General features: G+C 76.1%; 17 protein-coding genes and 1 pseudogene. 13 read left to right on the forward strand and 5 right to left on the reverse strand.

Annotated elements, in window-relative coordinates:
- Window positions 1-90 precede the first annotated feature (90 nt).
- Window positions 91-516, reverse strand: coding sequence for an HPF/RaiA family ribosome-associated protein (locus tag AC1WTP_RS15785; protein WP_481650003.1), 426 nt, complete (start codon window positions 514-516; stop codon window positions 91-93).
- Between the two features lie 436 nt (window positions 517-952).
- On the opposite strand from AC1WTP_RS15785, the gene AC1WTP_RS15790 reads away from it, so the two are divergent.
- From AC1WTP_RS15790 to AC1WTP_RS15805, 4 genes are all read left to right on the forward strand, one after another.
- Window positions 953-1,891 carry a single-stranded DNA-binding protein gene (locus AC1WTP_RS15790; protein ID WP_481650004.1) on the forward strand — a complete coding sequence of 313 codons (939 nt, stop codon included), beginning with the start codon at window positions 953-955 and terminating at the stop codon, window positions 1,889-1,891.
- A 519-nt stretch (window positions 1,892-2,410) separates the two neighbouring features.
- The gene (locus AC1WTP_RS15795; protein WP_481650005.1) at window positions 2,411-3,415 is read left to right on the forward strand and encodes a cobalamin biosynthesis protein; all 1,005 of its coding nucleotides are present in this window, start codon (window positions 2,411-2,413) and stop codon (window positions 3,413-3,415) included.
- Window positions 3,412-5,178, forward strand: coding sequence for a cobyric acid synthase (locus tag AC1WTP_RS15800; RefSeq protein ID WP_481650006.1), 1,767 nt, complete (start codon window positions 3,412-3,414; stop codon window positions 5,176-5,178). The genes AC1WTP_RS15795 and AC1WTP_RS15800 overlap by 4 nt, the downstream gene beginning before the upstream one ends.
- Window positions 5,179-5,312: 134 nt before the next feature.
- A complete protein-coding gene (locus AC1WTP_RS15805; protein WP_481650007.1) occupies window positions 5,313-6,299 on the forward strand; it encodes a hypothetical protein in 987 nt (328 codons plus the stop codon).
- Window positions 6,300-6,342: 43 nt separating this feature from the next.
- On the opposite strand, the gene AC1WTP_RS15810 is transcribed toward AC1WTP_RS15805, so the two are convergent.
- Entirely contained in the window at window positions 6,343-6,744 is a 402-nt protein-coding gene (locus tag AC1WTP_RS15810) for a rhodanese-like domain-containing protein (RefSeq protein ID WP_481650049.1), read from the reverse strand.
- On the opposite strand from AC1WTP_RS15810, the pseudogene AC1WTP_RS15815 reads away from it, so the two are divergent.
- The 4 genes and pseudogenes from AC1WTP_RS15815 to AC1WTP_RS15830 form a co-directional block, all read left to right on the forward strand.
- A pseudogene (locus AC1WTP_RS15815) lies at window positions 6,679-7,636 on the forward strand (uridine kinase family protein); the annotation flags it as partial. The gene AC1WTP_RS15810 and the pseudogene AC1WTP_RS15815 overlap by 66 nt on opposite strands.
- Complete coding sequence (locus tag AC1WTP_RS15820; RefSeq protein WP_481650050.1) at window positions 7,629-8,981, forward strand: M20/M25/M40 family metallo-hydrolase; 1,353 nt, start codon at window positions 7,629-7,631, stop codon at window positions 8,979-8,981. The pseudogene AC1WTP_RS15815 and the gene AC1WTP_RS15820, both read left to right, overlap by 8 nt.
- Before the next feature lie 77 nt (window positions 8,982-9,058).
- Entirely contained in the window at window positions 9,059-9,265 is a 207-nt protein-coding gene (locus AC1WTP_RS15825; RefSeq protein ID WP_109902554.1) for a hypothetical protein, read from the forward strand.
- Window positions 9,266-9,371: 106 nt separating this feature from the next.
- Window positions 9,372-10,955: an ATP-dependent DNA ligase gene (locus AC1WTP_RS15830; RefSeq protein WP_481650008.1), complete on the forward strand. Its 1,584-nt coding sequence runs from the start codon at window positions 9,372-9,374 to the stop codon at window positions 10,953-10,955.
- 46 nt (window positions 10,956-11,001) lie between these two features.
- On the opposite strand, the gene AC1WTP_RS15835 is transcribed toward AC1WTP_RS15830, so the two are convergent.
- Window positions 11,002-11,826: an SURF1 family cytochrome oxidase biogenesis protein gene (locus AC1WTP_RS15835; RefSeq protein WP_481650009.1), complete on the reverse strand. Its 825-nt coding sequence runs from the start codon at window positions 11,824-11,826 to the stop codon at window positions 11,002-11,004.
- Window positions 11,827-11,997: 171 nt separating this feature from the next.
- Between AC1WTP_RS15835 and AC1WTP_RS15840 the strand changes: the two genes are divergently transcribed.
- Complete coding sequence (locus AC1WTP_RS15840; protein WP_481650010.1) at window positions 11,998-13,395, forward strand: cobyrinic acid a,c-diamide synthase CobB; 1,398 nt, start codon at window positions 11,998-12,000, stop codon at window positions 13,393-13,395.
- A complete protein-coding gene (locus AC1WTP_RS15845; protein ID WP_481650011.1) occupies window positions 13,392-13,961 on the forward strand; it encodes a GNAT family N-acetyltransferase in 570 nt (189 codons plus the stop codon). The genes AC1WTP_RS15840 and AC1WTP_RS15845 overlap by 4 nt, the downstream gene beginning before the upstream one ends.
- Window positions 13,962-13,969: 8 nt before the next feature.
- Here the strand turns inward: AC1WTP_RS15845 and AC1WTP_RS15850 are convergent, their stop codons facing one another.
- Window positions 13,970-16,102 (reverse strand): transglycosylase domain-containing protein, encoded by a 2,133-nt coding sequence (locus AC1WTP_RS15850; protein WP_481650012.1) that lies wholly within the window; start codon window positions 16,100-16,102, stop codon window positions 13,970-13,972.
- Window positions 16,103-16,224: 122 nt separating this feature from the next.
- Between AC1WTP_RS15850 and cobC the strand changes: the two genes are divergently transcribed.
- From cobC to cobA, 3 genes are read left to right on the forward strand one after another with little or no spacing between them, the layout of a single operon-like run.
- Window positions 16,225-17,322: an Rv2231c family histidinol phosphate aminotransferase CobC gene (gene cobC / locus AC1WTP_RS15855; RefSeq protein WP_481650013.1), complete on the forward strand. Its 1,098-nt coding sequence runs from the start codon at window positions 16,225-16,227 to the stop codon at window positions 17,320-17,322.
- Window positions 17,322-18,401, forward strand: coding sequence for a nicotinate-nucleotide--dimethylbenzimidazole phosphoribosyltransferase (gene cobT, locus AC1WTP_RS15860; protein WP_481650051.1), 1,080 nt, complete (start codon window positions 17,322-17,324; stop codon window positions 18,399-18,401). The genes cobC and cobT overlap by 1 nt, the downstream gene beginning before the upstream one ends.
- Window positions 18,398-19,636, forward strand: coding sequence for a uroporphyrinogen-III C-methyltransferase (gene cobA, locus AC1WTP_RS15865; protein ID WP_481650014.1), 1,239 nt, complete (start codon window positions 18,398-18,400; stop codon window positions 19,634-19,636). Before cobT ends, cobA begins: the two co-directional genes overlap by 4 nt.
- Before the next feature lie 437 nt (window positions 19,637-20,073).
- Here the strand turns inward: cobA and otsB are convergent, their stop codons facing one another.
- A complete protein-coding gene (gene otsB, locus AC1WTP_RS15870) occupies window positions 20,074-22,674 on the reverse strand; it encodes a trehalose-phosphatase (protein WP_481650052.1) in 2,601 nt (866 codons plus the stop codon).

Raw genomic sequence — 22,674 nt, forward strand, 5'->3', positions numbered from 1 at the left:
GTACGCCCGGAAGCTACCGGACGGTAGCCCCCGGTGGCCCGGCGTTCCCGTCCGCCCGCACCCGGCGGACGGGAACGCCGGGCGTACGCCTCATGCGGTCTCCACGTCGGCGCGGGCCGGGTCGACGTCGCCCGCCGGGGCCCCGCCCTTCGGGCCCGGCTGGCCGATCTCCCGCACGTGCTTGTTGTGCCGCGGTTCCTGCCGGGTCTTCGCGTCGTTGAGCCGCCGCCGCAGATCGTCGCGGGCGTCGTTGAGCGCGGCCCGCAGGTCCTCCTCCGCGGAGGTGGTGACGATCTTCTGCCGGCCGGCGATCCAGCATTCCAGGGTGACCTTCTGCCCCCGGGAGTCCCGGTCCTTCACCGACACCTCCAGCTCGGTGGCGTCCGCGTGGAACGCGGCCAACCGGGCGTCGAGGGTGGCGAACTGCTCGACGATCCAGTTCCGGTCGCCCTGGGAGAACCCGGCGCCGACCCGCAGGCACTCGGCCACCGTGGCCGGGTTCGCGACGGCGCTCATCGCCGCACCTGGCCGGGAACGCGGGCGGAACGGGTGGTGGTCGTCATCATGGCGCTGACCTTTCGTTCGACGTCGTGCTGTCGGCGGTGCGGTTGATCAAATCCATACCCAGCCGCGCTCCGCCCGGAACGCGACACTTGTCGCACCTCCGATCGTCCGGTCGTGATCGCCGCCGGCCCAGGGCCGGCCGGCCGTCGTCGCCGGGCCGCTCGCCCCTTGATCGGCAGTCCGCGCCCGCTCAGCCCCCGCCGCCCAGAGCAGCCGGACCCGGGCGGCGAGCCACGGCATAGCACACCGGGCCCTTGATCAGGGCGTTGTCCACAGCCAGCCGGGCTTTCCACAGGCCGGCGGCACGGGCTGGCGCCAGGCGGGCCGCCGGCCCAGGCTCGGCACGAGTCGACTCGCCAAGCCAAGCCCGATCTCCCCTGGAGGGACGATGTTCGACACGTACGTCACGATCGTCGGCAACGTGCTGACCGCACCCGAGTGGCGGCGCACCACCCAGAGCAACACCTTGGTGGCCAACTTCAAGGTCGCCTCGACCGCCCGCCGCCTCGACCGCGACAGCGGCCGCTGGGTCGACGGCAACAGCCTGCGGGTGCGCGTCAACTGCTGGCGCAAGCTCGCCGAGGGGGTGGCCGCCTCGGTGATGGTCGGCGACCCGGTGGTGGTGTGCGGCCGGCTCTACACCCGCGACTGGACCGACGACGCCGGCAACCACCGCACGCTCTACGAGCTGGAGGCGGTCGCCGTGGGGCACGACCTGTCCCGGGGCCGGGGCCGCTTCCTGCGTAACCGGCCCGGCATGGCGACCAGCACCGTCGAGGACGCCGAGGCGGAGCGGCGGGTGCACGGCGAGCCGACCGAGCCGGTGCCGGGCGGCCAGGCCCCGGTCCGGCCCGAGGACCGCCCGCTGGACGACGACTTCGAGGTGCCCGAGTTCGCCCCGCCGCGGCCCGGTCGCGGCCTGCCCGCCGACGCCGCCGGCACCGGCCCGCTCGACCCGTTCGACGAGCGGACGGACGGCGGTGACGACGAGGAGGCCGGCGGCCCGGGTCGGACGGTCGACGTCGACGGCTTGGTGGACGACGCCGACGCCCTGGCGCCGCTGACCGGCGAGGCCGACGAGCTGGCACCGCTGGCGGGCGGAGCCGACGAGCTGGCGCCAAGGGGCGGCGGGGCCGCCGAGCTGCCCCCGCAGGCGGGCGCGGCCGACGAATTGGGCCCGCCGGCGGGCGGGGTAGACGAATTGGGCCCGCCGGCGGGCGGGGTAGACGTGCCGGATGGCGAGCGGGGCTCGGCGGCGGAGGGCTCGGGAACGGCTCCGGCCGGCCGTGGTCGACGGGGGCGGGGCCGGGTGCCGCAGCCGGCGTGAGCAGGGTGCGGAGGTGCCCCGACGACGGGGGCGGGGTGACGGCCGGCCGCCGCCACCCCGCTTCGGGGCCACACCTCCGCGCCGCCCGCCGCGCTCGCTCCCGGCGCTGCGGACGGCTGCCGGGAGATCCGCGCACTTTCGGGGAAGTAGCGGTGTCCCCGAGCCCGGAGGCCGCAACTTCCCTGAAGTTGCGGCCTCCGGGGCCGGCCTCGGCTCCGGCCTCGGCTCCGGCCTGGCTCCGGCCTGGCTTCGGCTCCGGCCCGGCTCCGGCCCGGCTTCGGCTCCGGCCCGGCTTCGGCTCCGGTTCGGCTTCGGCTCCGGCTCGGCCTCGGCCCGGCCCGCCCCCGGCCCGGCCCCGGCCCCGGCCCGGGCTTGTGCTTTCTGCCCCGGCTCGAGCCCACGCCCGACGCCGGCCGAGGGTGCGCTCCGCGCGTCGCCCCCGGTTCGGGGTGGCGGTGTGCGGGGCGGGGAGTGGGTGGGTGGGGCTGGTCTAGGCTGGCCGGCCGGAGGTGGTGACGGGTGCGGCAGGCTGCGCCGGTGGCGAACGCGGTGGGACTGGCCGCGGGGTACGCCCTGGACGCGCTCCTCGGTGATCCCCGCCGGTGGCATCCCGTGGCCGGCTTCGGCCGCGCGGCGGGCACCCTGGAACGGCGGATGTACCGCCCGGACCGGCCGGCCGGCGCGGCGTTCACCGCGGTGGCGGTCGGCGTGCCGGTGCTGCTCGGCGCGGTCGCCACGGTCGCCACCCGGCGCCGCCCGGTGGCCCGGGCGGTGCTGGTCGCCGCCGGCACCTGGACCGTGCTCGGCGGGCGCACCCTGCGACACGAGGCGACCGTGATGGGCCGCGCGCTGCGCGACGGAGACCTGCCGGCGGCCCGGCAACGCCTCGGCCACCTCTGCGGCCGGGACCCGTCCGCGCTCGACGAGCCGGAACTGGCCCGCGCCACCGTGGAGTCGGTGGCGGAGAACACCTCCGACGCGGTCGTCGCCCCGCTGCTGTGGGGCGCGGTCGCCGGGCTGCCCGGCCTGCTCGGCTATCGCGCGGCGAACACCCTCGACGCCATGGTCGGTCACCGCTCGACCCGCTACGCCCGGTTCGGCACCCCGGCCGCCCGCCTCGACGACCTGCTCAACCTGGTGCCCGCGCGGGTGACCGGGCTGCTCACCGTCGCGCTGGCGCCGACCGGGCGTGGCGACCGGGACCGCGCCTGGCGGGTCTGGCGCCGCGACCGCAACGACCACCCGAGCCCGAACGCCGGGCAGTGCGAGGCGGCGATGGCCGGCGCGCTCGGCGTACGGCTGGGTGGACGCAACGTCTACTTCGGTCGTTCGGAGGTGCGCCCGTACCTCGGCGACGGCCCCCGTCCGGAGGCCCGGCACCTGAAGCGGGCGGCCCGGATCTCCGGCGCGGTCGGGTTGGCCGCGCTGGGGCTGGCCGCCGCGTATCCGCTGACCCTGGGCCGGCTGGTGAACGCCGCCGGGCGCCGCGTCCTGGGCGGCGGCGGGCGGGGGAGCGCGCGGTGAGCGGGGGGCTGCTGGTCGCCGGCACCACCTCGGATGCCGGCAAGAGCGTGCTGACCGCGGGCATCTGCCGGTGGCTGCACCGCCGAGGAGTCAAGGTGGCGCCGTTCAAGGCGCAGAACATGTCGAACAACTCCGCCGTCGTGGTCGGCCCGGACGGGCGGGGCGGCGAGATCGGCCGGGCGCAGGCGATGCAGGCCGCCGCCTGCGGCCTCGCCCCCGACCTGCGGTTCAACCCGGTGCTGCTCAAGCCCGGTAGCGATCTGGCCAGTCAGGTGGTGCTGCTCGGCGAGGCCGTCGACACCGTCACCGCGGGCAACTTCCGCCAGCTGCGGCCCCGGCTCGCCGAGACGGCGTACGCGGCCCTCGCCGAGCTGCGCGCCGCCTACGACGTGGTGATCTGCGAGGGCGCCGGCAGTCCCGCGGAGATCAACCTGCGGTCGGGCGACTACGTCAACATGGGGCTGGCCCGGCACGCCGGCCTGCCCACGATCGTGGTCGGCGACATCGACCGGGGCGGCGTCTTCGCCTCGATGTTCGGCACGCTGGCCCTGCTCGACCCGGCCGACCAGGCGCTGATCGCCGGCTTCGTGATCAACAAGTTCCGGGGTGACCGCGGGCTGCTCCAACCCGGGCTGGACATGCTGCGCCGGGCCACCGGCCGCCCGACGTACGGGGTGCTGCCCTGGGCGCTGGATCTCTGGCTGGACGCGGAGGACTCGCTCGCGTACGGCCGGGTGCTCGGCCGCCCAGCCGCGCCGCACGGCACCGACTGGCTGGACGTGGCCGTGGTCCGGCTGCCCCGGATCAGCAACGCCACCGACGTCGAGGCGCTCGCCACCGAGCCGGGCGTACGGGTCCGGCTGACCGTCGAGCCGGCCGAGCTGGCCGCCGCCGACCTGGTCGTGCTGCCCGGCTCGAAGTCGACCGTGGCCGACCTGGCCTGGCTGCGGGAGACCGGCCTCGCCGACGCGGTGCTGGCGCACGCCGCGACCGGGAAGCCGCTGCTCGGCATCTGCGGCGGCTTCCAGATGCTGGCCCGGGCCATCCACGACCCGGTGGAGAGCCGGCGGGGCAGCGTCCCCGGGCTGGGCCTGCTGCCCATCGAGATCACCTTCGACCCGCGCAAGACCGTCCGGCAGTCCACCGGCACGGCCGGCCCCGACGTGCCGGTACGCGGCTACGAGATCCACCACGGCTACGTCTCGTCCGCCGACCCCGCCCTCGCCCCGCTACTGACCTGCGCGGACGGCACCGGGGAGGGAGCCGTCCTCGGGGTCGTCCAGGGCACCCACTGGCACGGCGCGTTCGAGTCCGACGAGTTCCGCCGCCGCTTCCTCACCGAGGCGGCCCGGCTGGCCGGCCGGCACGGGTTCCGGGTCGCGCCCGACACCGCGTTCGCCGCCGTCCGCGAGCGGTCCCTGGACCTGCTCGGCGATCTGGTCGAGGAGCACCTGGACACCGACGCCCTCTGGCGCCTCATCGAGACCGGCCCGCCGCCCGGCCTGCCCTTCATCCCACCCGGCGCCCCGGCCGGCGACGACCAGCGTCCCGGTGGGCCGGCCGGTGACGGCCAGCCTTCCCGGGGGCCGGCCGGCGACGGCGAGCGTTCCGGTGGGCCCGCTGGTGACGGCGAGCGTTCCGGGGGGCCGGCTGGTGACGGCCAGCGTCCCAGCGCCCCGGCCGGCGACGGCCAGCGTCCCGGTGGGCCGGCCGGCGACGACCAGCGCCGGCGACGACCAGCGTTCCGGCCGGCCGGCGACTAGCGCGGATGCCGACGGGGACACCATCGGGGCGGCGGGGTCGCTAGAGTGCGCCGGTGTTGTTCAATCGGCCCGGAAAGTTAACTGATCGCTGCGCCGACGTGGAGGCGGCCGTGCGGGCACACGACAGTGCCCGGATGACCAAGGCGGTGCCGCGGTTGTGGCAGGCCGCCCAGGGGGCGTCGCCCGCCGAGCTGGACGAGGCGCTGCCCCGCTGCGTCGCACTCCTGCCCGAGCTGGGGACCAGCGCGGGCGGGCAGTTCGCGGTGCTCTGCGGCGCGCTGGTGGAGCTGGGCGCCAGTCCCGACCCGCTGGTCCGCCCCGTCGCCGACGGGTTGCTGGACGCGCTCACCGAGGCCGAGCGGTTCCGGGTCGCCTGGGAACGGGTCCGCCCCGACGACGAGCTGCCCGAGCCGGGCGATCCCGCCGCGTTGGAGACGGCGGTCGCGGCGATGACCGCGGCCGGCGACGACGAGGACGCCGCTCTCCGGGCGGCGCTGGGCTGGCTCTCGGCCGGCAGCTGGGCGATGCCGACGACCACCCTGCTGCAGCACTCGACGGCCCTGCGGCAGGCGTTCCCGCACCGGGCGCGGCTGCGCGAGCTGGGCAGTGGACTGGCCGACGTGCGTGGCGACCTGGACTGCATGCTCGGGCTGCTGCGACTGCTCGACGCCGAGCGGTTGCTCGTCCTGCACCGCGGGACCGGGCGGGGTTGGTGGGTCACGGTCGACGGCGTGGGCGACAACTTCCAGCTGCACACCCTGCTGGCCGGAGCGCTGGCCGGACCGGGCCGCATCGAGGGGCTCACCGTCGACCCGGCGTGGGTCGCGGTCGCCACCGACGCGCCGCCGGAGCGGTTCGGCGGCATGGTGACCGGCAGCTTCAACCTGGTGGACGGCCACGGCGAGTGGATCTGGAACGAAGGGCTCCCGGCCGACATCCCGCTGCTGGACGGGGTCCGGGTCATCGTGCTCGACCCGCCGGCCTACACCCGCAGCTGGGAGAACATCCGCCGATACCCGACGCTGCACGCCTCGCTGACCGTGGACGCGGAGCTCGGCGCCGCCGACGCGGCGGCCTGGCTGGCCAAGGTCGGACCCGCCCGGAACCCGCTGGACGACTAGCCGCCGGCGCGGCCGGCCGGGAGCGTACGCCGTTGGGGCGCCGTCAGTAGCGGACGTCGGCGGGCCGGTCCGACATCGGCAGCCCGGCGGCCAGCCACGCCTGCACCCCGCCGATCATGTCGGTGGCCCGGTGCAGCCCGAGCGCCCGGAGGCTCGCCACCGCCAGGCTGGAGCTGTAGCCGTGCCGGCAGGCCACCACGATCCGCAGGTCGTACCCGGTGGCCTCGGGGATCCGCCAGGCGCTGGCCGGGTCCAGCCGCCACTCCAGCACGGTGCGCTCGATGACGATGGCGCCGGGCAGCTCGCCCTGTTCCCCGCGGTGCCGTTCGCTGCGGGTGTCGATCAGCAACGCCCCGGTGCGGACCGCCTCGACGGTCTGGTGCGGGGTCAGCCGGCGTACCCCGGCGCGGGCCTGTTCCAGCAGGGCGTCGACGCCCGGACTCATCACGCTGTGGGACACCAGCCGATCATGCCGCCCCGTCCGGGCGTCCGGCCGGGGAACGGCCCCGGTCCGTGACACGACCGCCCGAACGGGCGACGGACCGGCCGGCGGGCACCCCCGGCCACCGGCGTCGGCGCCCGCACGGCCCCGGGCCGGGGAACGGTCCGCGCGGCCGGTTACCGTCGGCGGGTGGCGGTGGTCGTGGTCGAGGCGTACGCCCGGCTGGCCCGCCGCGTGCTGGCCGCGCCGGCACGGTTGGGGCGGACCCGGCTGGTGGCCGTCGACGGGCCCAGCGGCGCGGGCAAGAGCGTCTTCGCGGCGCGCCTCGCGGACGCCCTGGCTGCGCTGCCCGACGGCACGCGACCGCCCGTGGTGCACACCGACGACCTGCTCGACGGCTGGGCCGACCAACTCACCTTCTGGCCCCGGCTGGAGGAGTGCGTGCTGGCCCCGCTGCGCGCCGGTCGGCCGGGCGCCTACCAGCGCTACAGCTGGGTGCGGCGGCGCTTCCTGCCGCGTCCGGTGCCGGTGCCGGTGGCGCCGGTGCTCGTCGTGGAGGGGGTGAGCGCGGCCCGGGTCGCGGCCCGGCCGGATCTCACGCTCGCCGTCTTCGTCACCGCCCCGGCGCCGCTGCGGCTCGCCCGCGCGGTCGACCGGGACGGCCCGCAGATCCTGCCGGAGCTGCGTCGCTGGCACGCCGGCGAGCGGGCGCACTTCGCCGCCGACGACACCCGGTCCCGCGCCGACCTGGTGGTGGACGGGGCGCCGACGCTGCCGCACGACGCCGACCGCTACTACGTGCGGCAGCCCTGACCAGCGCGGCCACGGCCTCGGGCGGTGCGGCCCGGTAAGGCCGGCATACGATGCCGGTCATGACCACACCGATCATGTCCGAGTCCGACCTGCGGGCCGCCGTCGAGCGGGAACTGCCCGGTGTCCGCGCCGACCTGGAACGCCTCGTCCGCATCCCCGGCATCGCGTTCGAGGGCTTCGACCACTCGCACGTGGAGCGCTCCGCCGAGGCGGTGGCCGAGCTGCTGCGCGGCTGCGGCCTGGACGTCAAGATCGTGCGCTCCGGCGGGCAGCCGGCCGTGATCGGCAGGAGGGCGGCCCCGCCCGGGGCGCCGACGGTGCTGCTCTACGCCCACCACGACGTGCAGCCGGTCGGCGACCTGTCGCTGTGGGAGTCCGACCCGTTCGAGCCGGTGGAGCGGGACGGCCGGCTCTACGGCCGCGGCGCCGCCGACGACAAGGCCGGCATCATGGCGCACGTGGCGGCGCTGCGCGCGTTCGGCGACGCCCTCCCGGTCGGCGTGGTGCTCTTCATCGAGGGCGAGGAGGAGTACGGCTCCGACTCGCTGGAGCAGCTGCTCGCCGAGCACCGCGACGAGATCGCCTCGGACGTCATCGTGATCGCCGACTCCGGCAACTGGGACATCGGCGTACCGGCGCTGACCACCTCGCTGCGCGGCATCGTGAACTGCTTCGTCGAGGTGCGCACCCTCGATCACGCCGTGCACAGCGGCATGTTCGGCGGGGCGGTGCCGGACGCGCTCACCGCGCTGGTCCGGCTGCTGGCCACCCTGCACACCGACGCCGGGGACGTGGCGGTGGAGGGCCTCGTCGGCCGCGAGGGCGCGGTCGTCGACTACCCGGAGGACCGGATCCGCGCCGAGGCCGGGCTGGCCGAGGGGGTGTCGTTCATCGGCACCGGCCGGATCACCGACCGGCTCTGGACCAAGCCGGCCCTGGCCGTGCTGGGCATCGACGCGCCGGCCACCGGCGAGGCGCCGAACGCGCTGGTGCCGGCGGCCAAGGCCAAGCTGAGTATCCGGCTCGCCCCGGGCGACGACCCCAAGCGGGCGTACGCGGCGCTCCGGACCCACCTGGAGAAGCACGCGCCGTGGGGGGCGCGGGTGGAGGTCACCTTCGAGCACGACGGCGACCCGTGCGTCATCGACGCCACCGGCCCGATGTTCGACGCCGCCCGGTCGGCCTTCCGCACCGCCTGGGACGGCACCGACCCGGTGGACATCGGCGTCGGCGGCTCGATCCCGTTCATCGCCACCTTCCAGGAGATGTTCCCGCAGGCCGCGATCCTGGTGACCGGCGTGGAGGACCCGCACGCCCGGGCGCACGGCCCGAACGAGAGCCTGCACCTGGGCGAGTTCGCGCGGGTCTGCCTGGCCGAGGCGCTGCTGCTGGCCAAGGTGGCCGAGGCGGGCACGAAGGGCCGGTAGGCGTCGGAACCGTAACTTCCCGCCGGATGTCGGAGTTTGCGGTGTGTCGGGCGCGGGGCTGTTATAGCCTTTCGAACATGAGTACGAACGAGGTGATGGCCCGGCTCGGGGCCGCCGTCAGCGCTCTGGGGGACGTCGACGTCTCCGCGTGGCCCGAGGACACGCTCAAGGAACAGCTCGGTGAGCTCTCCGCCGCCCTGGTCGCCCTGGACGCGGTGCTCTCCCGGGTCGCCGACGAGGTGCGCGCCCGCGGCCTGCGCATCGAGGAGCCCGTGTCGGCCTGACCGGTGGTCGTGGCGTCGGGGCGGCGGGTGCTGGTCCCGGGGAGCCGCGCCGGTCCGGGCCGGGCAATGCCCCGGTGGTGTCGGGGGTGGCTGGCAGGATGAACCCGTGCGGTTCCTCGACCTGGCAGCCACCTCCGCCGCCGTCGGCGCCACCAGCGGCCGGCGCGCCAAGGTGGAGCTGCTCGCCGACGCGCTGCGCCGGCTCGACCCGGCGGAGATCGCGGCCGGCGCCGGCTGGCTCGCCGGTGAACTGCGCCAGCGGCAGACCGGGGTGGGCTGGGCGAGCCTGCGTGACCTGCCACCCCCCGCGGAGCAGCCGACGCTGACCGTGGCCGCGGTCGACGCGGCGATCGACGAGATCGCCGCGGTGCACGGCCCCGGTTCGCAGGGCCGCCGCCGGGCGCTGCTCGGGGCGCTCTTCGGCGCCGCCACGGCCGAGGAGCAGCGGCTGCTGACCGGGCTGTTCAGCGGTGAGCTGCGCCAGGGCGCCCAGGCGGGGCTGCTCGCCGACGCGGTGGCCCGGGCCGCCGACGTGCCGCTCACCGCCGTCCGCCGGGCGCTGCTGCTCGCCGGTGACCTGCGGGCCGTCGCGGTGGCGGCGCTCACCGGCGGCGCCGCGGCGCTGGCCAACTTCGGCCTCCGGGTCGGGCGCCCGCTGGCGCCGATGCTGGCCCAGAGCGCGCCCTCGGTCGACGAGGCGCTCGCCGCCACCGGCACCCCGGCCGTGGTCGACGTCAAGCTCGACGGCATCCGGATCCAGGTGCACCGCTCGGGGACGGACATCGCGGTCTTCACCCGCAGCCTCGACGACATCACCGCCCGGCTGCCCGAGGTGGTCGCCGCCGTGCGCGCGCTGCCCGCCCGGGAGCTGGTGCTCGACGGCGAGGCCATCGGGCTGGACGCCACCGGGCGGCCGTTGCCGTTCCAGCAGACCTCCAGCCGGGCGGCCCGACGCACCACGCCGAGCACCACCGGGCGCGCCCCGGTGGCCCCGGCGGTGCTCGCCGCCGCCGAGACCACCGGCGAGGCGGTGCTCACGCCGTACTTCTTCGACCTGCTGCACCTCGACGGCGAGGATCTCATCGACCTGCCCGGCCGCGAGCGGTGGGCGGCGTTGGCCGGCGCGGTCGACGAGGCGCTGCTGGTCGGGCGGATGGAGGTGGACGGGCCGGAGCGGGCGGGCGAGGCGTTCGCCGCCGCGGTCGACGCCGGCCAGGAGGGCGTCGTGGTCAAGTCGCCCGAGGCGCCGTACGACGCCGGCCGGCGCGGCTCGGCCTGGGTGAAGGTGAAGCCCCGGCACACCCTCGACCTGGTGGTGCTCGCGGTGGAGTGGGGCAGTGGCCGGCGCACCGGCTGGCTCTCCAACCTGCACCTCGGCGCCCGCGATCCGCGCACCGGCGACTTCGTGATGCTCGGCAAGACGTTCAAGGGGCTCACCGACGAGCTGCTGCGCTGGCAGACCGAGCGCTTCCTCGACCTGGCCGTGGAGAAGGGCGACTGGGTGGTGCGGGTCCGCCCCGAACAGGTGGTGGAGATCGCCTTCGACGGCGTGCAGACCAGCTCCCGCTATCCCGGCGGGATGGCCCTGCGCTTCGCCCGGGTGGTGCGCTACCGCGACGACAAGACCGCCGCCGAGGCGGACACCGTCGACGCGGTGCGGGCCATCCACGCCGGCCGCGCGCCCGGCTGACGACCGCCCGTCCGGCCCGACCGCCGGGGCCCCGGCCGCGGGCGGCTCAGGCCGGGGTGCGCGGGGCGGGCTCGGCGGCCCGGTCGACCGGCCGCTGCGGCGTCGCCCCGGTCAGCCGGCGGGCCTCCCGGCGGGCCACCCAGACATAGCCGAACAGCGTCATCCCGGCGAAGAGCCACCACTGCACGACGTAGCCGAAGTTCTGCCAGTTGTTGGCGTGCCCGACCGGCACCGCGGTGAAGGCCGGGTCGGCCGCCGGGGTCTGCTCGTCCAGCAGCAGGTACGCCCCGTGCACCGGGTAGGGCAGCTCCCGGGCGAGCTGGGGGACGCCGATCCGGCGGGTCTCCAGCCGGCCCTCGCGCCGGGACACCGCCACCGAGCCGCTCTCGCTCTCGTGCACCCGGCCCACCACGGTCACCTCGCCGGACGGGACCGGCGGCACCTGCGGCTGGGCGGTGGCGCCACCCGGGGCCGGCGGGACCCAGCCCCGGTCCACCAGCACCGCGGTGCCGTCGGCCAGGACCAGCGGGGTGAGCACCTCGAAGCCGACCCTGCTCTCCACCGTCCGGCCACGCACCAGCACCACGTTCGCGGTGTCGTACCGGCCGGTCACGGTGACCCGGGTCCAGATCTTCTCCTCGGCGGGCGCCGGGCCGGCCGTGCCGCTGCCGCCGGTCGGGGCGGGCAGCGCCTCCCGCAGCGGCACCGGGGCCATCCGCAGGCCGGCGTCGATCCGCTCGTTGACCTCGGTGCGGCCCCGGTACCGGTCCAGCTGCCAGTTGCCGAGCAGCACCATCACCGTCGCGGCGACCAGGGTCAGCGCGAGAATGCCCAGCCAGCGCGGCGTCAGCAGGAACCGGTACACGACCACGAGGCTACCCGTATGACCGGGGCCACTGCGCCGGGCCGGTGCGAGCGCGCGGCGGCGCCGCGACCCGCCCGCTCGGCGGCGTTCGCCCGGCGGCCGGTTCGGCTATCGTCACGCGGGCGGACCGCGCCTGCGGTCCGCGGCCGCGTACCCGTCGCCGCGAGGGAGTCGATGATGACCGTCGTGCCGCGCCTGGTGCTCAGCGCGCCGTCCTCCGGGCACGGCAAGAACGCGCTGGCGATCGGGTTGCTCGCCGCGCTCGCCGACCGGGGCGACGACGTCGCCGGGTTCAAGATCGGCCCGGACCAGGTCGACGCGGCGTACCTCGGGCTGGCCGCCGGGCGGCCCGGCCGCAACCTGGACCCGCGGCTGGTCGGCGCGGACCGGATCGGCCCGCTGCTCGGGCACGGCGCGGCCGGGGCCGCGCTCGCCCTGGTGCAGGGCAGCATGGGCCTCTACGACAGCCTCGCCGGCCACCCGGAGACCGAGTCGACGGCGGCCGTGGCGATCGCGCTGCGCAGCCCGGTGGTGCTGGTGGTCGACGTCGCCGCCACCGGGCAGTCGGTGGCCGCCCTGGTGCACGGCTTCCGGTCGTACGACGAGCAGATCTGGCTGGGCGGCGTGATCCTCAACCGGGTCGCCTCGGCGCGGCACGAGACGCTGCTGCGCGAGGCGCTCGACGACATCGGCGTGCCGGTCTACGGCGCCCTGCGCCGCCAGGACCTGCCGCCGGTGCTGCCGCCGCGCCGGCTGGGCGCCGTTCCCGCGCTCACCGGCTCCGGCGAGGCCACCCGGGCGGTGCGCCGCCTCGGTGAGGCGGTCGCCGCCACCGTCGACCTGGACCGGCTGCTCGGGCTGGCCCGCTCCGCCCCGCCGCTGCCCGCCGAGCCCTGGTCGCCGGCCCCGGGCGGGGAGCCGCCGGCGGGGCAGCGCCCGATCGTCGCGCTCGCCGGCGGGCCGGGCGGCAGCTACAGCCACGCCGAATCCGTCGAGCTGCTCCGGGCGGCCGGGGCCGAGGTGGTCACGGTCGACCCGCTGCGCGACGAGGAGCTGCCGGCCGGCACCCGGGCGCTGGTCGTCGGCGGCGGCCTGCCCGAGTCGTACGCCGAGCAGCTCTCCGCCAACCGCCGGCTCTGCATCGCGGTCGCCGAGCTGGCCCGCACCGGCCGTCCGGTCGTCGCCGAGGGCACCGGCCTGCTCTGGCTGGCCCGGGAACTGGACGGGCTGCCGATGTGCGGGGTGCTCGACGCGGTCGGCGCCAGCCGGGAGGGCATGGTGGTCGGCTACCGCGAGGCGACCGCGCTCACCGGCAGCGTCGTCGCGCCGCCGGGCGCGGTGGTGGCCGGGCACAAGGAGCACCGGGCGGTGCTCACCCCGCGGGCCGGGCAGCGCCCGGCGTGGAACTGGGCGGGCGGGGCGCCGGAGGGCTTCGTCTGGCGGGGCGTGCACGCCTCCCAGCTGGTGGTGCACTGGGCCGCGTACCCGCAGATCGCCGCCCGGCTGGTGGCCGCGGCGGCGGCGGAGCCGGCGGCCGAGGACGTCGCGGCGGGCCCCGGCGGAGTGCCGGCGTGATCGGTCAGGTGGCGATCCGCCGGTTCCCGGCGTTGACCGTCTCCACGCCGCGCACCGAGGTGCGCCGGCTGACCGCGGCGGACGCGCCGGCGGCCGAGGAGGTCTTCGCCGACAAGCAGACCCAGCGCTGGCTGCCGCTGGCCGACTCCGCCGGTCAGATCGACGGCCGGGCCTGGTGCACGGACCTGGCCCGGCAGCGCCGGGACAGCGGCGACGGCGACCACTACGGGGTGCTCCGCCGGGAGGACGACCGGGTGGTCGGCTGCCTCTGGACCCGGCGCACCGACTGGGGCGCCCGCTGCACCGAGGTCTCCTACGCGATCGCGCCGCACGCCCGCGGCTTCGGGCTGGCCGCCGAGGCGGTCGACGCGCTCGCCATCGCGCTGATCCTGGAGCACGGCTTCCAGCGCGTCGAGCTGCGGGTGGCGCCGGGCAACCTGGCGTCGCGCCGGGTGGCCGAGAAGGCCGGCTTCAGCTACGAGGGCCTGCTGCGCAACGCCGGTTACGCCCGCGGCGGCCGGGTCGACCTGGAGGTCTGGTCCTTCGTCGCCGCCGATCTCCGCTGAGCCGGTGGTCAGCCGACAATCTGGTCGGAGGGTGGGGTGAACTGGCGGACCGGCTTGCCCTTGAGGGCGTCGCGGAGGGTCTCCGCGACCGCGGCGATCGGGATCTGGGACTGGCCGTCGCCGACCGCGTTGAACGGGTTGTCCGGGTCCGAGATGAAGCTCGCCCCGGCCAGCTCCGGGGTGTAGCCGACGAACCAGGCCGACCGGGTGCTGTCCGTGGTACCGGTCTTGCCGGCCACCGGCCGCCCGACCGTGCCCCGCACGCTGTCCGCCGTCGACCAGCCGCCGCAGCTCCCGCGGGCCGGGGTGTCGCCGGTGGGGCAGCGGGCCGCGTCGGTGGCGGCCCGGGCCGCGTCCGCGCTCACCACCTGCCGGCAGCGCGGCTTGGCGACCTCGCGCTCGATCCCGCCGGCGGTCTTGTACGTGGTCGGCGTGCCGTCCCGGTTGTGGATGGAGAGCACCGGGATCGCCTCGCAGTACCGGCCGTCCGCCGCGATGGCCGCGTACGCGGTGGCCATCTCCAGCGGGGTGGCGTCCGAGACACCCAGGGTGAACGCGCCCCACTTCGACGCCTTGCTCGGGGCCGCGTGCTCCCGGTCGACGTCGGTGCGCCAGCGCAGGCCGAGCTGCTCGGCCAGGCGGACGCCCTTCTCCGCGCCGATCTGCTCCTCCAGCCAGACGAAGTACGTGTTCACCGACTTGCCGAACCCGGACCACATGGTCTGCTCGCCGCTCATCGCCCCGCTGGCGTTCGACGGCGACCAGCCGTCGTAGACCTCGGAGCGGTACCGGTACGGGGCGTTGAACGAGGTGGACAGCGGCATGCCCTCGTTGAGCGCGGCCAGCATCGGGAACATCTTGAACGTCGATCCGGCCTGGTAGCCGGGCAGGTCGCCGCCGCCGAGCAGGGGCGCCACCGTGTTCGGGTAGTTCGCCTTGATCTTCGGGCTGGCCTCCGGGTTGGAGCTGGGCGGGTTGTCGTCCAGGTTCAGCGAGTAGGTCCGGTTCACCGCCATCGCCTTGACCCGCCCGGTGCCCGGCTCGGAGATCACGAGGCCGTTGGCGAACGGGCTGCCGGTGTTCTCCTTCGTGCCGACGTTCTTCTCAGCCGCCGCCTGGATCTTCGGGTCCAGGCTCAGCACGATCCGGTAGCCGCCCCGGCGCAGCTTGTCCATCCGTTCCAGCCGGTTGTCCCCGAACGCGGACTGCGCGCTCCACCAGTTCTTCAGGTAGTCGCAGGCGAAGCCCCAGCTGTTCCACTTCTCGGGGATCGAGGCGCAGTCGTTGGGCGGGTAGCTCAGCTTGAGCCGGATCGGCTCGCTCTTGGCCGTCGCGGCGTCGGCCGGGGAGAGATAGCCGAGCTGGGCCATCCGGTCCAGCACGTAGTTGCGCCGGGCGGTGGCGTCCTTCTGGTCCGAGCTGGCCGGGTCGTACTCGGACGGGGACTTGACCAGGCCGGCGAGGGTGGCCGCCTCGACCGGGGTGAGGTCCTTCGGGGTCTTGGAGAAGAAGATCTCGCTGGCCGCGTAGATGCCGTACGCCCGGTGGCCGAAGTACGCCGAGTTGAGGTAGCGCTCCAGGATCTGCTCCTTGCTCAGCTCCTTCTCCAGGTCCAGCGCCATCCGCATCTCCCGGACCTTGCGCAGGCTGGTCTGCTGGGTGGCCTCCTGGACCTCCTTCGGGGTCTTCGCGCTGTCCCGCAGCGCCATCCGGACGTACTGCATGGTGAGCGTGGAGGCGCCCTGGGAGACGCCGCTGGAGCGCGCGTTGGCCACGAAGGCGCGGGCGACGCCCTTCGGGTCGACGCCGTGGTGCTGGTAGAAGCGGGAGTCCTCGGCGGCGACGATCGCCTGCTGGATGTTCGGCGACATGTCCGACAGCTTCGTGTACTGCCGGTACTCCTCGTAGAACATCGTCAGCACGGTCTTGCCGTCCGGCGCGTACAGGTACGACGTCTCGGCGGGCAGCGCGGCGGTCAGGATCTTGGTCTTGTGCTCCAGCGCGTGCGCGGTGACCTTCGCGCCGATGCCGGTGGCGGCGGCCAGCGGATAGGCCACGGCGGCGACCACGATGCCGGCGATCAGCCCGGCGCGGAGGAGGGGTAGGAGACGACCAGCGGCAGCAAGGGGTCGGTTGCTCACACGGCCAAGTTATGACATTTCCGATTCGTCCATGAGAAGTATTCATGAACGCCGTGGGTGGTGACGCGCCCCACGTCGGGATGCGCTGTCCCGTGGGCCGCCTTCCCGGCAGGATCGCGGTCATGCGCGGTCAGCCGATCGGGGCGCCCACGGGCGTCGGGCCGGACCCCGCCCACGAGCCCGACCTCGCCCACCACGGCGACGCGGAGGTGGGCGAGGGTCTGGTCGACCTCGCGGTCAACGTCCGCCGCGCCCCGATGCCGGGCTGGCTGGCCGGGCCGATCGCCGCGTCGCTGGCCGACCTCGCCCGCTACCCGGACCCGGCGCCCGCCCGGGCCGCCGTCGCCACCCGGCACGGCCGGCCCCCGGCGGAGGTGCTGCTGACCGCCGGCGCGGCCGAGGGCTTCGTGCTGCTCGCCCAGGCGCTGCGCGGCGTGCGCCGGCCGGTGGTGGTGCACCCCCAGTTCACCGAGCCCGAGGCCGCGCTGCGGGCGGCGGGCCACCTGGTCGAACGGGTGCTGCTCGACCCGGCCGACGGCTTCCGGCTCGACCCGGCCCGGGTGCCCGCGGACGCCGACCTCGTCGTGGTCGGCAACCCCACCAATCCCACCTCGGTGCTGCACCCCGCCGCCGACCTGGCCCGCCTGGCGCGACCGGGCCGGGTGCTGGTGGTCGACGAGGCGTTCGCCGACACCACCGCCGCGCCCGGCGTGCCCGGCGAGCCGGAGTCCCTGGCCGCCCGGCGGGACCTGCCCGGCCTGCTGGTGGTCCGCAGCCTCACCAAGACCTGGGGACTGGCCGGGCTGCGCATCGGCTACCTGCTCGGCGACGCCGCGCTGCTCGACCGGCTGGCCGCCGTGCAGCCGCTCTGGGCCGTCTCCACCCCCGCGCTGGCCGCCGCCACCGCCTGCGCCGGCCCCGTCGCGGTCGAGGCCGAGCGCGCGATCGCCGCCCAGCTCGCGGCCGACCGCGACCACCTGGTCGCCCGCCTGTCGGCCCTGCCGGGCGTACGCGTCGCCGGTCGCCCGGCCAGCGCGTTCGTGCTGGTCCACCGGCCCGGCGCCGCCGCCGTGCGGGCCGCCCTGCGCGAGCGAGGCTGGGCGGTACGCCGCGGCGACACCTTCCCCGGCCTCGGCCCGGACTGGCTGCGGATCGCCGTGCGCGACGCGGCCACCACCGACGCGTTCACCGAGGTACTGGCGCAGATCCTGGAGGCATGATGCTGGAGACCACGATCGCGGCGATCCGGCCGCTGGACGAGCCGGCGATGGCCGCCGCCCGGGAACTGCAGGGCCGGCTGACCAAGCCGGCCGGTTCGCTCGGCGCCCTGGAGGAGCTCTCGGTACGCCTCGCCGGCCTGGCCGGGGCCTGCCCGCCGCCGCTGCCCGAGCCGGCCGCGGTGGCGATCTTCGCCGGCGACCACGGCGTGCACGCCCAGCGGGTGACCCCCTGGCCGCAGGAGGTCACTGCCCAGATGATCGGGAACTTCCTGGCCGGCGGCGCGGTGGTCAACGCGTTCGCCCGGCAGGCCGGCGCCACGGTGACCGTGGTCGACGTCGGCGTGGCCACCCCGCTGCCCGCCGTCCCGGCGGGCGAGCCCGAGCGGCCGGACGCGCCCCGGCTGGTGGCGGCGAACGTCCGGGCCGGCACCCGGGACCTGGCGGTGACCGCCGCGCTCACCCGGGACGAGGCCCGGGCCGCGGTGGAGACCGGCATCCGGATCGCCGACGATCTCGTCGACGCCGGCGCGGGCATCCTGCTCACCGGGGACATGGGCATCGGCAACACCACCCCGGCGTCCGCCCTGATCGCCGCGTTCACCGGCGCCGACCCGGCCGAGACGACCGGCCGGGGGACCGGGGTGGACGACCCGACGTACCAGCGCAAGATCGACGTTGTGCGCGACGCGCTGCGCCGGCACGCCCCCGACCCCGTCGACCCGCTGGGCGTGCTGGCCGCCGTCGGCGGCCTGGAGCACGCCGCGCTCGCCGGGCTGATCCTCGGCGCCGCCGCCCGCCGCACGCCGGTGCTGCTGGACGGGGTGATCGCGGTCTCCGCCGCGCTCGCCGCAGCGGCCTTCGCGCCCGCCGCCACCGGCGCGATGGTCGCCGGGCACCGGTCCGCCGAGCCGGGCGCCACCGTCGCGCTGCGCCGGCTCGGCCTCGACCCGCTGATCGACCTCGGGCTGCGCCTCGGCGAGGGCACCGGCGCGCTGCTCGCGCTGCCGGTGGTCACCGGCGCGGTCCGGGTGCTGCACGAGGTCGCCACCTTCGACTCGGCCGGGGTGGCCGAGAAGTGACCAGTCCCTACCCCCTCGGGCTGCGGCTCGCCGGGCGGCGGGTGGTCGTGGTGGGCGGGGGAGCGGTGGCCACCCGGCGGGTGCCGGCCCTGCTCGACGCCGGGGCGGACGTCCTCCTGGTCGCGCCGGAGCTGACCCCGGCGCTGCGGGCGCACGCCGACGCCGGCCGGCTGCACTGGACGCCGCGCCGGTTCACCCCCGCCGACCTGGACGGGGCCTGGCTGGTCCAGGCCGCGATCGACGACCCGATCGCGGCCGCGTCGGTCAGCGCGGCCGCCGCCGAGCGGCGCATCTTCTGCGTACGCGCCGACGACCGGGCCGCCGCCACCGCCTGGACCCCGGCGGTGACCCGGCACGGCCCGGTCACCGTGGCCGTGCTCGGCGGCGGCGACCCGCGCCGGGCGATGAGCGTGCGGGACGCGGTGCGGGACCTGCTCGCCGCCCGGATCGAGCCGGCCCCGCCCGGGGCGCCGGCCGCCGGTGCCCCCGGCCGGGTGGCGCTGGTCGGCGCCGGGCCGGGTGACCCCGAGCTGATCACCGTGAAGGGCTGGCGGCTGCTCACCGCGGCCGACGTGGTGGTCGCCGACCGGCTGGTCCCCGGGCTGCTCCTGGACGAGCTGCGCGCCGACGTGGAGCTGGTCGACGCCTCCAAGATCCCGTACGGCCCGGCCCGGGCCCAGGAGGAGATCAACCGGATCCTGGTGGATCGGGCGCTGGCCGGGAAGGTCGTGGTCCGGCTTAAGGGCGGCGACCCGTACGTCTTCGGCCGGGGCGGGGAGGAGGTGCTCGCCTGCGCGGCGGCCGGCGTGCCGGTGACCGTGGTGCCGGGGGTGACCAGCTCGATCGCCGCGCCGGCGGTGGCCGGCATCCCGGTCACCCACCGGGCGGTGGCGCACGAGTTCACCGTGGTCTCCGGGCACGTGGCGCCGGACTCGCCGGACTCGCTGGTGCGCTGGGAGCACCTGGCCGGGCTGCGTGGCACCCTGGTGATCCTGATGGGCCTGCGGAACCTGGCCGCGATCACGGCGACCCTGGTCGCACACGGCCGGCCCGCGGAGACGCCCGCCGCCGTCGTCCAGGAGGCCACCACCGGGGCCCAGCGGGTGCTCCGGTCCAGCCTCGCCTCGGTGGCGGCGGACGTGGTGGAGGCGGGGCTGCGCCCGCCGGCGGTGGTGGTGGTCGGCGACGTCGTCCCGGTGCTCGCGTCGGTGGACGTCGTGGGGCCCACCGGCTGAGCGACAGCGGTCCCACGACGGCTTCCAGGGCGGCTTCCAGGACGGCTTCCGGGGCGGCTTTCAGGGGTGGCCGGCCGGCCGTGCCGGCCGGGCACGCACCGGCCGCGGCCCGGCCCGCGCGGGTGCTGGCCGACTGGCCGACCGGCGAGGGGCCCGCGGATGTCCTTTGCTCTGCTTCAACCCACGCACAGGTTCCGGGCCGTCACCGTTGCGTGGGTTGAAGCAGAGCAAAGGGGCCGAGCGGGGTGAGTGTCCGCCGCCCCGGGCGGGGACGGGGCATGCGGCGTGGCGGCCGACCGTCGGCTGGCCGGCGGCGGACGGGCGCGGATCGGCGGCGGAGCGCCCAGGACCCCCTCGGCGAGCGGAGGCCCCCGGGCGGCCGCAGACGGGCCGGCGGCCGGAGACACAGGTCTCCGGCCGCCGGTGAGGTCGGTCGGTTACTGCTTGAGCATGTTGTCCAGCAGCAGGGCGCAGCGGACCAGGCCGAGGTGGCTGTAGGCCTGCGGGTGGTTGCCCAGCCCGCGTTCGGCCAGCGGGTCGTACTGCTCGGGGAGCAGCCCGGTCGGCCCGGCGGTGTCGATCATCTGGCCGAACAGGTCCTCGGCGTCGTCCCGCCGGCCGGTGCGCAGGTACGCCTCGACCAGCCAGGCGGTGCAGATGTGGAAGCCGCCCTCGCGGCCGGGCAGGCCGTCGTCCCAGTGGTACCGGTAGACCACCGGGCCGCTGCGCAGGTCGGCCTCGATCTTGAGCACGGTGGAGAGGAAGCGCGGGTCGTCGCCGGGGAGCAGGCCGGACAGGCCGATCCAGAGCGACGAGGCGTCCATGTCCTCGTCCCCGTACGCGACGCTGTACGCCTCGGCGTGCTCGTGCCAGCCGTACTCCAGCACGTTGGCGCCGATCCGGTCGCGCAGCTCCACCCACTCCGGCCGGTCGTCGCCGCCGTGCTGGCGGACCACGTGCAGCGCCCGGTCGACGGTCATCCAGCACATCGTCTTCGAGAAGATGTGGTGCCGCGGTGGGAGGCGGGCCTCCCAGATGCCGTGATCGGGCTCGTGCCAGCGGCGGCGGACCGCCTCGACCATGTTCTCCAGCACCCGCCACTCGTCGTCGCGGACCGACCCGCGGGCGTCGGCGACGGCGGCGATCAGGTCGGCGACCGGGCCGAAGACGTCCAGTTGGAGTTGGTGGTTGGCCAGGTTGCCGACCCGCACCGGCCGGGAGCCGGCATAGCCGGGCAGGGTGTCGATGACGGCCTCGGCGCCCAGCTCGTAGCCGTCCACGGTGTAGAGCGGGTGCAGCCGCTCGGGATGCCCGCCGGTGCGCTCGACGACGCCGTCGATCCACCGCAGCAGCCCCTCGGCCTCCTCCACCGAACCGAGGTCGACCAGCGCCCGGGCGGTCAGCGCCGCGTCGCGCAGCCAGCAGTACCGGTAGTCCCAGTTGCGGACGCCGCCCAGCTCCTCGGGCAGCGAGGTGGTCGCCGCGGCGAGGATCGAGCCGGTCGGCTGGTGGCAGAGCGCGCGCAGGGTCAGCGCGCTGCGGGCGACCAGGTCCCGCGCCGTGTTCGGCAGCCGCAGCGAGGCCACCCAGTCCTTCCACGGCTGCTCGGCCGCGGCCTGCCGCTCGTGGATCGGCAGCCGGTGGTGTTCCAGGCTCTGCGTGCCGAAGCGCATCTCCAGCACCACCTGCCCGCCGACGGAGCGCAGGTCGACGACCGCCTTGGCGGTCTCGTTCACGCCGTCGCTGACGACCTCCCACTCGACGCCGGGGGAGTAGAGCGCGACCGGCTCGTTGGAGCCGAGCACCAGCAGGCCGTCGCCGAGCGGTTGCAGCTGGACGGCCACCTGGCCGAACTCCGGCCGGGGCGCGAACTCGATGCGGGCCCGACCGGTGCCGGTGAGCACCCGGATCAGGGTCGAGTCGCCGCTGAGGATGGCCGGGCCGTCCGGCGTGGTCTCGGTGTCGGGGGTGTCGAGCCAGTCGGTGACGGTCAGGCCCGACCAGCGGGTCTCCACGGTCATGGTGCCGGAGCGGTAGCGCTGGCCGAGCGGGATGCCGCCCCGCTCGGGCGCGACGCTGAAGTGCCCGGCCGGGCTGCCGCCGACCAGGTCGGCGAAGATCGCCGCCGAGTCCGGCTTGGGGTGGCAGAGCCAGGTGACCTTGGCTTCGGGGGTGAGCAGCGCGACGGTGCGGCCGTTGGCCAGCATCGAGTGCCGCTCGATCGGCACCGCCCGCTCGCCGAAGAGCCAGTGCCGCCGGGTCTCCAGCAGCAGCCCGAGGGCGCGCGCCGCCTCCAGCGGCTCGTCGACCCGGTATTGGGCCTGGGTGTCCCCGGGCCCGATCTTGATGCCCACGTCCGGCCCGTGCAGGTTGCCGAAGGCGTTCTCGTCGGTGACGTCGTCGCCGATGAAGAGCACGGCGCTGGCGGAGAGCTGGGTGCGCAGCTGGTCGACCGCGGTGCCCTTGTGGGTGGCCACCACCGACAGCTCGATGACCTCCTTGCCCTGGGTGACCGTGACGCCGTCCCAGGTCGCCGGGCCGCTGCGGACCGCCTCGATGGCCGCCGCGGCGACCTGCGGGTCCACCCCGCGGGTGTGCATCGCGACGCTCGCCGGCTTGCGCTCCAGCCGGATGCCCGGGTGGGCGGCGGCGATCTCGCGCAGCGCGTCGCGCAGCCGGGTGCGCACCGCGATCAGCTCGGGGGAGAGCCGCTCGACGAAGCCGATGTCGAACTCCGAGCCGTGGCTGCCGATGAGGTGCACCTCGCTGGGCAGCCGGGAGAGCGCGGCCAGGTCGCGCAGCGCCCGGCCGGATACCACCGCCACGGTGGTCTGCGGCAGCGCGGCCAGCGCGCGCACCGCCGCCACCGACTCGGGCAGCGGTACGGCCTTGCTCGGGTCCTCGACGATCGGCGCCAGGGTGCCGTCGTAGTCGCAGGCGATCAGGAGCTGCGGCACCCGGGCGATCCGGCCGATGGCGGCGCGCAGTTCGGCGTCCATCACCCCGGTGGGAATGGTCGCTCCGTCGGTGACGGACAT

The organism is Micromonospora sp. R311, assembly GCF_056780015.1.